The 16,051-nt window shown below is 41.6% G+C and carries 9 protein-coding genes, 2 tRNA genes and 3 rRNA genes; 11 read left to right on the forward strand and 3 right to left on the reverse strand.

Features of this window, described 5'->3' with window-relative positions:
* Positions 1-6: 6 nt before the first annotated feature.
* Entirely contained in the window at positions 7-1,500 is a 1,494-nt protein-coding gene (gene putP / locus KUI_RS01950; RefSeq protein ID WP_081482427.1) for a sodium/proline symporter PutP, read from the forward strand.
* Positions 1,501-1,577: 77 nt separating this feature from the next.
* Here the strand turns inward: putP and KUI_RS01955 are convergent, their stop codons facing one another.
* The 3 genes from KUI_RS01955 to KUI_RS01965 form a co-directional block, all read right to left on the reverse strand.
* Entirely contained in the window at positions 1,578-2,381 is an 804-nt protein-coding gene (locus tag KUI_RS01955) for a class I SAM-dependent methyltransferase (RefSeq protein WP_014840184.1), read from the reverse strand.
* Positions 2,382-2,618: 237 nt separating this feature from the next.
* Positions 2,619-3,134: a hypothetical protein gene (locus KUI_RS08040; RefSeq protein ID WP_014840185.1), complete on the reverse strand. Its 516-nt coding sequence runs from the start codon at positions 3,132-3,134 to the stop codon at positions 2,619-2,621.
* A gap of 25 nt (positions 3,135-3,159) precedes the next feature.
* Positions 3,160-3,396 (reverse strand): hypothetical protein, encoded by a 237-nt coding sequence (locus KUI_RS01965; RefSeq protein WP_014840186.1) that lies wholly within the window; start codon positions 3,394-3,396, stop codon positions 3,160-3,162.
* A 537-nt stretch (positions 3,397-3,933) separates the two neighbouring features.
* On the opposite strand from KUI_RS01965, the gene KUI_RS01970 reads away from it, so the two are divergent.
* The 10 genes from KUI_RS01970 to KUI_RS02015 all read left to right on the forward strand — a co-directional run bounded on the left by KUI_RS01970 (position 3,934) and on the right by KUI_RS02015 (position 16,051).
* Positions 3,934-5,481: ribosomal RNA gene (locus tag KUI_RS01970) — 16S ribosomal RNA — on the forward strand.
* A gap of 130 nt (positions 5,482-5,611) precedes the next feature.
* Positions 5,612-5,688 (forward strand) — tRNA-Ile (locus KUI_RS01975).
* Between the two features lie 29 nt (positions 5,689-5,717).
* A tRNA-Ala gene (locus tag KUI_RS01980) sits at positions 5,718-5,793 on the forward strand.
* Positions 5,794-6,402: 609 nt separating this feature from the next.
* A 23S ribosomal RNA gene (locus tag KUI_RS01985) occupies positions 6,403-9,344 on the forward strand.
* A gap of 178 nt (positions 9,345-9,522) precedes the next feature.
* Positions 9,523-9,635: ribosomal RNA gene (gene rrf, locus KUI_RS01990) — 5S ribosomal RNA — on the forward strand.
* The 16S, 23S and 5S rRNA genes sit together here with 2 tRNA genes alongside, the layout of an rRNA operon.
* Positions 9,636-9,814: 179 nt before the next feature.
* On the forward strand, positions 9,815-11,668 hold the full coding sequence (locus KUI_RS01995; protein WP_014840187.1) for a YadA-like family protein: 1,854 nt from the start codon (positions 9,815-9,817) through the stop codon (positions 11,666-11,668).
* A 188-nt stretch (positions 11,669-11,856) separates the two neighbouring features.
* A complete protein-coding gene (locus KUI_RS02000; protein WP_013522165.1) occupies positions 11,857-13,176 on the forward strand; it encodes a sodium-dependent transporter in 1,320 nt (439 codons plus the stop codon).
* Between the two features lie 120 nt (positions 13,177-13,296).
* A complete protein-coding gene (locus KUI_RS02005; protein ID WP_013522166.1) occupies positions 13,297-14,244 on the forward strand; it encodes a Gfo/Idh/MocA family oxidoreductase in 948 nt (315 codons plus the stop codon).
* Positions 14,245-14,829 (forward strand): acyltransferase, encoded by a 585-nt coding sequence (locus KUI_RS02010; RefSeq protein WP_013522167.1) that lies wholly within the window; start codon positions 14,245-14,247, stop codon positions 14,827-14,829.
* A complete protein-coding gene (locus tag KUI_RS02015; RefSeq protein WP_013522168.1) occupies positions 14,822-16,051 on the forward strand; it encodes a glycosyltransferase family 4 protein in 1,230 nt (409 codons plus the stop codon). Before KUI_RS02010 ends, KUI_RS02015 begins: the two co-directional genes overlap by 8 nt.

The following is a 16,051-nucleotide window of genomic DNA, read 5'->3' on the forward strand; positions in this document are numbered from 1 at the left end:
ATTCTATTGAATTCAATCGTAAGTACCCCAATTATTGTCACATTCGCTGCGTACATCGTCCTAATGATTTACATTGGCTATCGTGGCTATAAATCAACTCAAAATTTATCCGATTACATTTTGGGTGGTCGTCAACTGACAGCATTTGTAGCAGCTCTTGCAGCAGGGGCCTCTGACATGAGCGGTTGGCTTTTGCTTGGTTTGCCTGGAGAGGTTTATAGTACAGGCATTTCTGCCTCATGGATCGCAATTGGTCTTATTATCGGGACATATGTAAACTGGAAGTTTGTAGCTGCTCCGCTTCGTGCATATACGGAACATGCGGGGAATGCGTTGACATTGCCAGACTTTTTTGCAAATAGGTTTAAGGATAAGTCGAATATTCTTCGAATTGTATCTGCAATCGTAATTCTTATTTTCTTTACGTTGTATTGTGCTTCGGGCGTTGTGGCTGGGGCTCGTTTGTTTGAAAGTATGTTTGCAATGGAGTATATGACGGCTTTGTGGGTGGCTGCTATTTGTACTATTGCGTATGTGTTTATCGGTGGGTTCCTAGCTGTGAGTTGGACAGATGCGGTTCAAGCTTCGCTTATGTTCACGGCGTTGATTATAGTTCCATTGGCTGCATTATTTAGTGTAGGCGGACTTGATCAAGCTGTGGAAGTGGCTCAAAGCGTGAACCCTAATAGCACGCATATGTTTGAAGGGCTTACAGTTATGGGCATAATCTCATCTCTGGCATGGGGACTTGGTTATGTCGGGCAACCGCATATTTTGGTACGTTTTATGGCAATAGATTCTGTCAAGTCGATTCGATCTGCCCGTCGCATCGGTATGATTTGGGTGATTCTGTGTCTTGCAGGTGCTGTTGCTGTGGGCTTCTTTGGATTGGCTTACTTTAATACTCATACTGAATATTTATCTCGTGTAGCCTCAAATCCTGAGCGTGTGTTTATCGAGTTGTCGATACTTATTTTCAATCCGTGGATTGCAGGTATATTTTTAGCTGCGATTTTGGCTGCTGTTATGAGTACTCTTTCTGCACAACTCCTTGTTTGCTCAAGCTCATTGACACAGGATATTTATAAGACGTTCTTACATCGTGAGGCCAATGAAAGACAGCTTGTAACGTTCGGTCGTATCATGGTGGTGGCTGTTGCTATTGTGGCAATAATCCTCGCTTGGGACCCGAATAGTGGTGTGCTTGCGATGGTAAGCTATGCGTGGGCTGGTTTTGGAGCGGCGTTTGGTCCTGTTGTGGTATTCGCACTTACTTGGAGACGTATGAATAAATCAGGTGCTCTTGCAGGTATGATTGTTGGTGCTGCGACAGTTCTAATATGGAAGCAGTTTGGCTGGTTCGGTTTGTATGAAATCGTGCCTGGTTTCATCTTCGCAAGTATTGCGATTTATGTGGTGAGCTTGGCTACAGGTGAGCCTGACCGTGAAGTTACTGAAACTTATGATGTAGTACATCATACGCATAAGACTCATGCTTAATATTGTCTAATGTGGTGCCGAATAGGGAGGTCACATTGCCACACAATAAAAGCTCTTGCGATATTCGTCGCAAGGGCTTATTTTATTTCTACAGTTACGACTCGCTGATTTAGACGTTTGTAAAAGTAAGGAATTTTATACAGAAGGTTGAGAATGGTAGGGAAGCGGCCATTGGAATAATCGCTTAGATACTTCTCGTCTTTGATTTTAATTTTAGAATGCCATGATTGCATATCTCTCGAATCCAGTAGGGACCACTTGAATTCCACACCCTGAATTTTTTTCATAGCATCGTGGAATGTCTGTTTGCCAACCGCAGCAAATGCAAGCATATCAAACACTACAGTGGTCTGGTCAAAACGCTCGCACAAAGTCAGGAAAAAATCCTGCACTAGTTTGGGTTCAAAGAACATCAAAACCCCTTCCAAGATAATCAAGACTGGCTTATTATGTGCTTTAACTTTAGAAATCCACGCCTCATAATCAAAAAGGGAAGCTCTTAAATAAGTATTGTGCTCACTTTCTTTAAGGTGTTGGGCTCTTGCGGTTATGACTTCTTCAAGATCTAAATCATACCAGTGAGTGATTTGCGGATAATCCAAGCGTTCGTAACGAGGGTCCAAGCCAGCACCTAGTTGAATAACGACGGCATCTGGATATGAGCTTATAAATTTGCACACCTCATCGTCAATTAACTTCGCTCTTATGCAACATCCTACTTGTGAAGCTTTAGCATTTTTTAGTTTAGCGAAGTCGTAATCAAACTTTTGCATTAAATCGTAGGAGATTTTGTCAGAAATAAGCGGGTCCTTACGAGTGAATTCCACACTCTTAGCCCAAAGTGGAATAAATAACGTTTCGCATAATCCAGTTAATTTCATATTGCCACCCTTAAATAATAATAATTATCATTCTCATTTTATCAAATCAGATATTTTGTTTTCCTATGGGTGGCAATGTTTTAGTGTGGAGCTTATATGATGTTTTGGGGTAGGGGATGGCGTGTACTATATGCGGGTCTATTTTGATGAGAGCTTATATGTGCGTTTGGATTGCTTGTGCTTTTGGGATGTTTGTACGTTTGGGATGTCCGTATTTATAACTTTGTAAAGCAATACTTAGTGAACAGAATTTAAAATAGATGGAACTGCGTCCTGGCGAAGGTCTCTATAAATAGTATCGGCTAGTGTAATTCCCTTAATACGAGTATTAATAATTTCCTTTTCTTCTAGGGAAAGTCTAGATTTTTGGAGGTTTTTAAGTCTTACTTTATGGCTTACAAAAGCCTGTCTAATCTCATCTATAGGCAGTCCCTTAGTATCCCTGCTTTTGCTAAGGCTATAGTCTTCGTATGTGCTTTTGTATTCTTCTGGATAAAGTACTCGTTTAAAACGCAATAAGGAATTGTTGATTTCTTCTATAGCAGTATTTAGACTTGATCTTTGAATGCTATTGTTTTCATATTTTTCTAGTTCAAATTTAAGTAGAGTTAATTCGTTCTCTAAAATCTGGAAAGGGTTTTTTGATTGGATTGAAATTTCTAAACCAGAATAAATTTTATATCTAGCTATTTTTAGATAGGAATAAACTCGAGAACTTTCGATAACTTTTAAGTAATTCTCTTCTACTGACATAAGGTACCTGATGTCAAGTTCCATTTTATTCAGGTAAACTGAGTGGGAAACCGTGCTTAATCATAAACTCCTCACCACACAATTTTTTGATTATTTTTAAACCGCCGTTACTTAATTCAGCCCTTGCGAACCACTTCCAAGCAGTTTCGATATCACCTGCATCGTATGCTTTAAAAGATTCTTCTTGAGCAATAATTTCAGCAGTATCATTTACCAAGGCTTTTCTTTCTTCGTCTGTTAAATAGATTTTTAGTACTTCCATAAGGTGCTCCCAAAAATTTTCAACATCTTATATTAAATGAATACCAAGTTTTTTAAATAAGCCTATTTACTTATATAAAAATCTCCTATGGGGTATTCAATTAGGCATATTCCCAACACATTAATATAGGATTTTGATGAATATAAGGGTTAATGCTAAAAAAGTTTGACAAGGTGTAGGAAATAGGGGTAAGATTATAATCTTTCACTAATCAGAAAGCTTTTCAAATTTATTACAGTATTGAATAGTGGTGTTTGATTTAAGTGAATAGTAGTTCTTTAAAAATTTATACAGCCGATAAGTGTGGGTACTTGATGTGTATTTAGTAGGTCTATATAGACTAAAAGATGCGAAACATTAAGTCTTACACTTATTTAGAAAGTGAAGTTTAAGTACAAGTAGATATGGTTTTTAAGTATTACGAAAGTGGTGTAATAAGAAATACAAAAGCGCTATTTGAGTAAGAGTGAAAAAAACAGTGCATATCAGTAGTTAATTTACTTTGAATATATGTAAGCGATTTATTAAGCAGGAATTGAACTGAAGAGTTTGATCCTGGCTCAGATTGAACGCTAGCGGAATGCCTTACACATGCAAGTCGAACGGCAGCATAAGGAGAGCTTGCTTTTCTTGATGGCGAGTGGCGAACGGGTGAGTAAAGTATCGGAACGTGCCCAGTAGCGGGGGATAACTACGCGAAAGCGTAGCTAATACCGCATACGCCCTGAGGGGGAAAGAGGGGGATCAGAGATGACCTTTTACTATTGGTAGCGCCGATATCGGATTAGCTAGTTGGTGGGGTATCAGGCCTACCATGGCGACGATCCGATAGCTGGTTTGAGAGGACGACCAGCCACACTGGGACTGAGACACGGCCCAGACTCCTACTGGAGGCAGCAGTGGGGAATTTTGGACAATGGGGGCAACCCTGATCCAGCCATTCCGCGTGTGCGATTGAAGGCCTTCGGGTTGTAAAGCACTTTTGTCAGGGAAGAAAAGGTTTGTGTTAATACCTTGGACTGCTGACGGTACCTGAAGAATAAGCACCGGCAAACTACGTGCCAGCAGCCGCGGTAATACGTAGGGTGCGAGCGTTAATCGGAATTACTGGGCGTAAAGCGTGCGCAGGCGGTTCGGAAAGAGAGATGTGAAATCCCAGGGCTCAACCTTGGAACTGCATTTCTAACTGTCGAGCTAGAGTATGTTAGAGGGGGGTAGAATTCCACGTGTAGCAGTGAAATGCGTAGAGATGTGGAGGAATACGATGGCGAAGGCAGCCCCCTGGGATAATACTGACGCTGATGCACGAAAGCGTGGGGAGCAAACAGGATTAGATACCCTGGTAGTCCACGCCCTAAACGATGTCAACTAGCTGTTGGGACTTACGGGTCTTGGTAGCGAAGCCAACGCGTGAAGTTGACCGCCTGGGGAGTACGGTCGCAAGATTAAAACTCAAAGGAATTGACGGGGACCCGCACAAGCGGTGGATGATGTGGATTAATTCGATGCAACGCGAAAAACCTTACCTACCCTTGACATGTTTGGAATCCTGAAGAGATTTAGGAGTGCTCGCAAGAGAACCGAAACACAGGTGCTGCATGGCTGTCGTCAGCTCGTGTCGTGAGATGTTGGGTTAAGTCCCGCAACGAGCGCAACCCTTGTCATTAGTTGCTACAAGTAAGATGGGCACTCTAATGAGACTGCCGGTGATAAACCGGAGGAAGGTGGGGATGACGTCAAGTCCTCATGGCCCTTATGGGTAGGGCTTCACACGTCATACAATGGTCAGGACAGAGGGAAGCCAAACCGCGAGGTGGAGCTAATCTCACAAACCTGATCGTAGTCCGGATTGCAGGCTGCAACTCGCCTGCATGAAGTCGGAATCGCTAGTAATCGCGGATCAGCATGTCGCGGTGAATACGTTCCCGGGTCTTGTACACACCGCCCGTCACACCATGTGAGTGGGTTTTACCAGAAGTAGTTAGTCTAACCGCAAGGAGGGCGATTACCACGGTAGGATTCATGACTGGGGTGAAGTCGTAACAAGGTAGCCGTAGCGGAAGCTGTGGCTGGATCACCTCCTTTAAGAGAAATAAAAAGTGTCTATATGGTTTATTAGATTTAGATTAAGCGCTAATCACGTATCCACGCTTATCGGTTGTATTAAGAGAGAAGAAAAAAACAGCTAAAAGAAAAAAAAGAAGTATGAGAATTAGGGTCAGTAGCTCAGTCGGTTAGAGCACCGTCTTGATAAGGCGGGGGTCGCTGGTTCGATTCCAGCTTGACCCACCATGAGATGACTTTGATCAATTAAGTATATGGGGGGATTAGCTCAGTTGGGAGAGCGCCTGCTTTGCACGCAGGAGGTCGTCGGTTCGATCCCGTCATCCTCCACCAACACTTTTAGGTGTGTGTATGCTCTCTTAGTATGAGTAGGTATGATTTACAAAAGGATGTTTTATAAAGCGTATATTTAGTGAATGCACTAATGGTATGCGACTTATAAAGTATCTTTAAGATGCTTTAAGGCTGTTCTTTAACAATTTGGAAGAAGCACAACAAGTAAAACAACGAAAAAGAGGTTGTGTAAGTGTGTGAAAGTGCCACTATATGGTGCTTGATAGTACTTACAATTACCCTTTTAAATTTTATGGGTTGTGATTGCATAATTAAGAAAACACAAACGAAAAATAAGCTTTTAATAAAAAGCTTAAGTGAGTTTTTTTAAGAAAGAAGAAAGTTCTCAAGTTTTAGAAATATTCTAAAAAGTGATGAGCGGCGTAAAAAAATAAATAAGACGCGATACTCAAAAAGAAGAAGATTACTGGAGAAGCTCTTGCTTTAATAAAAAGGTAGGGTGAGGGTTTTAAAGAAGGTAGTCGGTGTATCAGTTTTTTTGATAAAGCTGATATAAAGCGATAGTCAAATGAAAGAGGCTATAAGTAGTAGTTGGTGTACATAAAGAGGTAGAGATACTTAATGAAAGAGACACTGATGAAGTTATAGGATCAAGTGACTAAGTGCACATGGTGGATGCCTTGGCGATCACAGGCGAAGAAGGACGTAATAGCTTGCGAAAAGCTGCGGGGAGTTGGCAAATGAGCATTGATCCGCAGATATCCGAATGGGGAAACCCACCTCTTAGGAGGTATCCTTATCTGAATACATAGGGTGAGGAGGCGAACCGAGTGAACTGAAACATCTAAGTAACTCGAGGAAAAGAAATCAACCGAGATTCTGAAAGTAGTGGCGAGCGAAATTGGAGTAGCCGCAACGAGATAGTAGTTGTAGTAGTCGAACGCATTGGGAAGTGCGACCGTAGGGGGTGATAGTCCTGTAGACGAAACTATGATTATGGTACTAGGCGTTGCAACAAGTAGGGCGGGACACGTGTAATCCTGTTCGAATATGGGGGGACCATCCTCCAAGGCTAAATACTCGTGATCGACCGATAGTGAACCAGTACCGTGAGGGAAAGGCGAAAAGAACCCCGGGAGGGGAGTGAAATAGAACCTGAAACCGTGTGCATACAAACAGTCGGAGCCGAGAGGTGACGGCGTACCTTTTGTATAATGGGTCAGCGACTTACATTCAGTGGCAAGCTTAACCGAGTAGGGAAGGCGAAGCGAAAGCGAGTCCGAATAGGGCGAATATAGTCGCTGGGTGTAGACCCGAAACCAGATGATCTATCCATGGCCAGGTTGAAGGTGCCGTAACAGGTACTGGAGGACCCAACCCACTAATGTTGAAAAATTAGGGGATGAGCTGTGGATAGGGGTGAAAGGCTAAACAAATCTGGAAATAGCTGGTTCTCTCCGAAAACTATTTAGGTAGTGCCTCATGAATAACTGTTGGGGGTAGAGCACTGTTATGGCTAGGGGGTCATGGCGACTTACCAAACCATGGCAAACTCCGAATACTGACAAGTTTAATCATGGGAGACAGAGCACTGGGTGCTAACGTCCAGACTCAAGAGGGAAACAACCCAGACCGCCAGCTAAGGTCCCTAAAATTGGCTAAGTGGGAAACGAAGTGGGAAGGCATAGACAGTCAGGAGGTTGGCTTAGAAGCAGCCACCCTTTAAAGAAAGCGTAATAGCTCACTGATCGAGTCGTCCTGCGCGGAAGATGTAACGGGGCTAAGCCAGTTACCGAAGCTGCGGATGCATCCGCTCTTTTAATTTGTTTATGTAGAGTTAAGAAGAAGTAGAAAAAGAAGTAAGTGGATAGACGAATTAAGAGAGCGGATGTGTGGTAGGAGAGCGTTCTGTAAGCCTGAGAAGGTGAATCGAGAGGTTTGCTGGAGGTATCAGAAGTGCGAATGCTGACATGAGTAGCGATAAAGGGAGTGAAAGGCTCCCTCGCCGTAAGTCCAAGGATTCCTGCGCAACGTTCATCGGCGCAGGGTTAGTCGGCCCCTAAGGTGAGGCAGAGATGCGTAGCTGATGGGAAGTGGGTTAATATTCCTACACCGATATGTGAAGTGAAGGGGGGACGGATTGCGAAATGTGAACGAGCTGATGGAAGTGCTCGGTATTGTAGCTAAGAAGTTGATTAGGCAAATCCGGTCAAAGGATTCAAGGCTATGATTCGAAGAAGACGTAATGTTTTTGAAGTCACAGGAAGTGGTTCCAAGAAAAGCCTCTAAGCGATAATTTACATATTGACCGTACCGCAAACCGACACAGGTGGACGGGATGAATATTCCAAGGCGCTTGAGAGAACTCAGGAGAAGGAACTCGGCAAATTGATACCGTAACTTCGGGAGAAGGTATGCCTTTGTATGGTGAATAGCCAGAAGAGGCCGCAGAGAATAGGTGGCTGCGACTGTTTATTAAAAACATAGCACTCTGCAAACACGAAAGTGGAAGTATAGGGTGTGACGCCTGCCCGGTGCTGGAAGGTTAATTGATGTGGTGCAAGCTATTGATCGAAGCCCCAGTAAACGGCGGCCGTAACTATAACGGTCCTAAGGTAGCGAAATTCCTTGTCGGGTAAGTTCCGACCTGCACGAATGGCGTAACGATGGCCACACTGTCTCCTCCTGAGACTCAGCGAAGTTGAAGTGTTTGTGATGATGCAATCTCCCCGCGGCTAGACGGAAAGACCCCATGAACCTTTACTGTAGCTTTACATTGGATCGTGAACCGGCCTGTGTAGGATAGGTGGGAGGCGAAGAAGGTGGGACGCTAGTTCTACTGGAGCCGACCTTGAAATACCACCCTGGTTTGTTTGTGGTTCTAACCTTGGCCCATGATCTGGGTTGGGGACAGTGTATGGTGGGCAGTTTGACTGGGGCGGTCTCCTCCCAAAGTGTAACGGAGGAGTTCGAAGGTACGCTAGGTACGGTCGGAAATCGTGCTGATAGTGCATTGGCAAAAGCGTGCTTGACTGTGAGACAGACAAGTCGAACAGGTGCGAAAGCAGGACAAAGTGATCCGGTGGTTCTGAATGGAAGGGCCATCGCTCAACGGATAAAAGGTACTCTGGGGATAACAGGCTGATACCGCCCAAGAGTTCATATCGACGGCGGTGTTTGGCACCTCGATGTCGGCTCATCTCATCCTGGGGCTGTAGCCGGTCCCAAGGGTATGGCTGTTCGCCATTTAAAGATGGTACGTGAGCTGGGTTTAAAACGTCGTGAGACAGTTTGGTCCCTATCTGCCGTGGGCGTTGGATACTTGACGGAGGCTGCTCCTAGTACGAGAGGACCGGAGTGGACGTACGCCTGGTGTATCGGTTGTCATGCCAATGGCATTGCCGAGTAGCTACGTACGGAAGAGATAACCGCTGAAGGCATCTAAGCGGGAAACTCGTCTGAAGATAAGGTATCCCTGAGCGTTAAGCTCCAATAAGGGTCGTTCGAGACTAGAACGTTGATAGGCTGGGTGTATAAGTGCAGTAATGCATGTAGCTAACCAGTACTAATTGCCCGTGAGGCTTGATCCTATAACTTTATCAGTGTTATAGACTAAAGTGACTAAAACAATAATACAATGCTCATTTCACTAAAATGAAAACTTGTTAATTCAATCAACAACCCCTCTAAATAATAACCCACACAAAAAACCTTGTAGTGCTTCTTCCAAATGGCTAAAGATATACTAAGCCATAACAAGTCAGTCAGCTTGATGAACATAGCAAGGTGGTCCCACTCCTTCCCATCCCGAACAGGACAGTGAAACACCTTAGCGCCGATGATAGTGGGTGGACACCTGTGAAAGTAGGTCATCGTCAAGCTCTTTTTTTTCTTACTCATATATAACCCTCCTAAAAAAACAACCCTCACAGATCCTTTTTACTCTGTGAGGGCTTTTTTGTTGTATTTTGATAAATCTTTTACCCACATTTGTAATATTCATATTCCGTTACATTTTTGAATTTATAGTGAGCTTAATAATTTTTTCGAGGGGAAATATATGAAAACTAAATCTTCTAATTCTAAAAAATCAGTTAAGTTCGGTGGATTAACATTTTTAGCATCCACATTGTTTGTATTAAATGCTCAATCTTCATTTGCTGCAGTTCAAGTTTTTGGGAATTCAAATACACTTATTCCTGGTACAACAGGAGCAGTTGTAGGTGGTCACTTTAATAAAATTGGTGGTAAATATTCTTTAATTTTTGGTGAGTATAACGATGTACAAGGTAAGGAATCTATAGCTACTGGTTTAAAAAATAATGTAACTGGGGATAATTCAATTGGATATGGTAATTTAAATATAGTTGAAGGTAAATATGCAAGTGCAATTGGTATGAATAATTCTGCTTCTGGGACTTACTCAAATGCTTATGGTGCTGATAATTCAGCGTCTGCCGAAAATTCATCTGCATTTGGGGTAAATAACCATGCTACAGACATAGGAGCACAAGCTATAGGTTCAGAAAATTATGCCACAGCCAATTTAGCATCAGCAATTGGTAGTTTTAACTTTGCGGAAGCTGCGAATTCTTCTGCATTTGGAAGTTCAAACAATGCATTTGGTAGGAAATCCACTGCTATAGGTAATCATAACGAAGCTTATGGAAATGGATCAAGTGCAATTGGTACTGAAAATAAAGCCTCTAATGATGATGCTACTGCCATAGGCGGTCATAATGAGGCAGCTGACGAATATTCAACAGCAGTAGGTTATTTTAACAAAGCTCAAGGTCAATGGTCTTCAGCTTTAGGTTCTGCAAACTCTGCAATTGGTTTTGCTTCTTCTGCCTTAGGTCATTCAAGTAGTGCTTTAGGTCAACAAAGTACAGCCGTAGGTTATAAGAGTATTGCAACCACTGATGGAAGCACAGCCATAGGTTCAGAAAGTGAAGCTACTGGGGAAAGTTCTCTTGCAATTGGCAACAAAAGTATCGCATACGGTGACGAATCTTCTGCTGTAGGTTTCAAGAACGAAGCTAGTGGATACCATTCTACTGCATTTGGCCACAATAATATTGCCAATACAAATTCCACAACTGCTGTAGGTGTAGATAATAAGGCATCAGGTGCTCAAGCATCTGCACTAGGTTACCAAAATAATGCTTCAGGACTAATGTCTACTGCTCTGGGCGGTGCAAACATCGCAAGCGGTTTTGCGTCATCAGCACAAGGTTACTCGAACTCCGCTGAAGGTCAACAAAGTAATGCCATAGGTTATCAAAATACCGCATCTGGTGATTATTCTACAGCTCTAGGTTCAGAAAGCGAAGCTACAGAAGAAGGTGCACTTGCTGCAGGTAACCAAGCAAAATCTACAGTGGCTAACGGCGTTGCATTAGGTTCATTTTCAGAAGCTGATCGCGAAGTAGCATCTGCAGATGACGTTTATATGAAAGAAAGCAAGGAAGTAAAAGCATCTATTATGGGTGACCTTGGTGCAGTTTCTGTTGGCAATGCAACCGCAACTCGCCAAATCATTAACCTAGCAGCTGGTACTAAAGACACAGATGCTGTAAACATTGCCCAACTAAAAGCTCTAAGTAACAAAACAGATAGTCGCTTTGAAAAAATGGATCAACGCTTTGAAAAAATGGATCAACGCATAAACAAACTTGATAAGCATACTCAAGCCGTTGCTGCTGAAGCTATGGCTACAGCTTCATTAGTTCCTTCGACTACAGCTGGTAAAGGTAATTTATCTCTTGGTGTGGGTACACAATACGGTGAAACTGGATATGCAATTGGTGTGTCATACAGGACAGCGAAAGGTGGTATGACTTATAACTTAATTGGTGCTGGTAACTCACAAGGACGTTTTGGTGCTGGTGCATCAGTAAATTTCCACTGGTAATTTAAAACTTTATTCAAACGGATATATAGGCGGTCGCAGGACCGTCTTTTTTTTGTAAAAAAAACACACTCTGAGATTTTTAGTAATTACCCTAGTAACGTACTGAAACAGCCTTGATATTATAAAATTTCAAGTTAAATTTACAAAAAAACAAATTATTAATTATCAAATAAATAAAGAAGTAAATCATGCAAAAGAAATATAGCATTTTTAGTACAAGGTGGGGGTTCATATTAGCATGTGTCGGATCAGCTGTCGGCATGGCAAATGTTTGGGGCTTTCCTTATAAATTAGGATCAAACGGAGGCGGTGCCTTCCTTCTAATCTATTTACTATTTGTTGCTATTTTCTCTTATGCAGGTCTCTCAGCTGAGTACGCAATTGGTCGAAGGGCTCGCACTGGCACTTTAGGTTCCTACGAGTACGCTTGGAAAACACGCAATTTAGCACCTGTTGGACGCGTGTTAGGATGGTTGCCACTGGCTGGGTCTATGTGCATTGCCATAGGGTATGCAGTTATTATCTCTTACGTGCTTAAGGCACTATTTCAATCGATTGACGGATCACTTATGTCCATCGATACAAACACTTGGTTTGAGTCGTATGCACTGAAGGATTATTCAGTTATACCATTTCATGCGATTATCGTTTTTGGTACTACTATTACGCTATTTTTAGGTGCCCATAGCATAGAAAAAACGAACAAAATTATGATGCCATTGTTCTTTATTTTGTTTGCTATTTTGGCTATACGAGTACTGTTTTTAGATGGAGCTTTTAATGGCTATAAATTTCTCATAACGCCTGAGTGGAAGTTCCTCAAGGATCCCATGGTTTGGGTCTCTGCGATGGGTCAAGCGTTTTTCTCATTGTCAATTACTGGGTCTGGCATGTTGGTTTACGGTTCATACCTTCCTAAAGATCAGGATATCGTTGACAGTGCAAAGAAAACAGCAATTTTCGACACGATTGCAGCTGTGGTTGCCGCACTTGTTATGATCCCTGCAGTGTTTGCATACGGCATGGACCAAGCAGGTGGACCTGGGTTGCTTTTTGTGACATTGCCAAAGATACTTCAGGATATGGTTGGGGGTCAGATTTTTGCAATTATTTTGTTTACCGCAGTCGTGTTTGGAGGTATCTCATCACTACAAAATATGCTTGAAGTTGTTGCAGAATCTATCATGCACAGATTCCCTAGTTTAAAAAGATCATGGGTTCTCATTTCTTTAAGTGTTATCTGCTTCGGAATAGGTTTATTCATGGAACCGATTAGCTCTTGGGGACCTTGGATGGATGCGGTATCTATCTGGATCATTCCAGTCGGTGCGGTTATTGGGGCTATATCGTGGTTTTGGATTTTACGCAAAGAGGATTTGCTCGATGAAGTTAATGCTGGTGCTGACAGACCTGTAGGAAGTACGTGGTATGCTATAGGACGCTATTTATATGTACCGATGGCATTGATTTTATGTGTTATTGCCCTAAGTATGGGCATTGCATTTTAAACTTTGAATTGTAAAAGTTATTGATTCTTATTTATTAAAGTCTTACAAGATGTAATAGTTCTTTTTGTCTTATTGCATTTGGATTATATTAATTAATACCCAAAATGTAAGGCAATAAAAATGAAAAATTTCGCTTTAATAGGAGCGGCTGGTTACATTGCTCCTCGGCATATGCAGGCTATCAAAGCCACTAATAACAATTTAGTGGCTGCCTTCGATAAAAATGATTCAGTTGGTATTATAGACAGTCATTTTCCAGATGCTTACTTTTTTACAGAGTTTGAAAGATTTGACCGATTTGTAGATAAAGTCCGCAGAAATAAGGACGATTCCAGAAAAATTGATTACATTTCTATCTGTTCTCCTAACTATCTGCATGATGCTCATATGCGTTTTGCGTTACGGTCAGATGCAGATGCTATTTGTGAGAAACCTCTTGTCTTAAATCCTTGGAATATTGACGGCCTTCTAGGGATAGAGAAGGATACAGGTAGAAAAGTTAACACTATCTTACAGCTTAGATTGCACCCAGCAATTATAGAACTTCGCGAAAAAATTCAGAAAAATCCTAAGGATTCCAAATACGAAGTTGATTTGACTTATATAACATCTCGTGGTCGTTGGTATCTTCAGTCTTGGAAGGGCGATTTAAACAAGTCGGGCGGTGTCGCTACCAATATTGGCGTTCATTTCTATGACATGCTTCAGTATTTATTTGGTGCTGTTCAGGAAAATAAAGTTCATCTACGCGAAGAAACTAAATCAGCAGGCTATCTCGAGTACGATAAAGCACGTGTTCGCTGGTTCTTGTCAGTAGATTCAAATGATCTTCCTGATGCACAGAAACAAGCTGGTCAAAGAACTTTCCGCACAATTACAGTAGATGGAGAGGGTATCGAGTTTTCTGGTGGGTTTACTGATCTTCATACTGTTTCATATCAAGAGATTCTTGCTGGTCGTGGCTTTGGTTTAGAAGAAAATCGTGTGGCTATTGAGACTGTTGCCGATATACGTAATGCTCCAATTTCTAATCTATCTGGCGACTATCATCCATTCTTAAAAAAATAAATGTCTTACTTTAAGCACGACACAGCAATTGTGGACGATGGTGCTCAGATTGGGGAGAATTCTCGAGTTTGGCATTTTGTACATGTCTGTGGTGGAGCCCAAATTGGAGAGGGGGTTTCACTAGGGCAAAATGTATTCGTAGGTAATAAAGTTACTATCGGCGATAATTGTAAGGTCCAAAACAACGTCTCTATATACGATAACGTGCATTTAGAAGAGGGCGTATTCTGTGGGCCAAGCATGGTTTTTACAAATGTATATAACCCGCGTTCACTTATTAATCGTAAGGATGAATACAAAGACACAATCGTAAAAAGAGGTGCAACCCTTGGAGCAAACTGCACGATTGTGTGTGGAGTGACTATTGGAGAGTTTGCTTTTATCGGTGCTGGAGCTGTGGTAAATAAGGACGTTAAGCCATATGCTCTTATGGTTGGTGTTCCAGCACGCCAGATTGGTTGGATGAGTGAGTATGGAGAGCAACTTGATCTTCCTCTTGATGGTGATGGCAGTGCTACCTGCTCGCAAACTGGTGCGAAATACATTCTTAAAAATGGATATTTAAATAGGCTATCGGATGAGTAAGCCCACGCTTTGGATTATTAATCAGTATGCCTCTACTCCAGATACTGGTATGGGAGGTAGGTCTTTCTATATAGGAAGAGAGTTAGTAAATCTTGGTTGGGAAGTGATAATTGTGGCATCAGCCTCTCATCATTTGTTAGGTAAGCCTCTCCAACTTACAGACTGGTACAAAATAGAAAATCACAATGGATTGAAATTCGTGTGGTTACGTATGCCCTCGTATAAAGGAGCCCATTCAAAAAAACGGATTTATGGTTGGTTTAAGTTTTCAAGTACATTGAAGAAATTACAATTAATAGACCTCCCTAAACCTTCCCACATTTTACAATCCTCGCCTTCCCCAATTCCATTTTATGGTGCAAGAAAATTAGCTAAAAGATATAAAGCGAAATTAATTTTTGAGGTTCGTGACATATGGCCACTATCCCTCGTACAAATTGGCAATAAAAGTCCGAACCACCCCTTTATAAAGTTTCTACAATATACAGAGGACTATGCTTACAAACATGCAGACATTGTTATTTCCAATTTGAAGTTTGCATGGAAGCATATGATTACTAGAGGTATGGAGAAATCTAAATTTCATTGGATACCTAATGGTTACAGTGAAGAGGAGTTTGCTAAACCTGAACCATTGAGTCCAGAGTTCATTGCGAAATTTCCAAAAGATAAGTTAATCGTTGGGTATGCCGGAACTCTTGGACTAGCTAATAATCTTTTTCCATTACTAGATGCAGCTGAGCTTTTAAAAGAACACAAGGATATTCATATTGTTCTAGTTGGCGAAGGAAAGCTAAAACAAGAATTAATAGATTATGCAAATTCAAAAAATCTTGAAAACGTCTCATTCTTAAACAGGGTTACGAAAAGTCAAATACCCTCGGTTTATAAAATGTTCGACATCTGTTTTATGAGTTTAGTTAGGGAAGATGTTTTTAAATATGGCATTTCTCCAAATAAACTTTTTGAGTATTTGGCTGCTGGAAAACCAATTATTTATGCTGTAGATTCAGGAGAGTTTAAACCTGTCGAAGAGGCTAAATGTGGTATTACAGTAACTTCAGGCAATTTCAACGACATTGCACAGGCAGTGTTAGATTTTAAAATTCAATCAGATTCTGAAAAAGCCACATTAGGCTCTAATGCTCATAATTACGCTAAAGCTAATTATGAGTATTACTCATTATCAAAAAAAATGGAATCAATTTTGTTAGGTAGTTAA

Origin of the sequence: Taylorella equigenitalis ATCC 35865 (assembly GCF_000276685.1) — a bacterium.
GTDB lineage: Bacteria > Pseudomonadota > Gammaproteobacteria > Burkholderiales > Burkholderiaceae_B > Taylorella > Taylorella equigenitalis.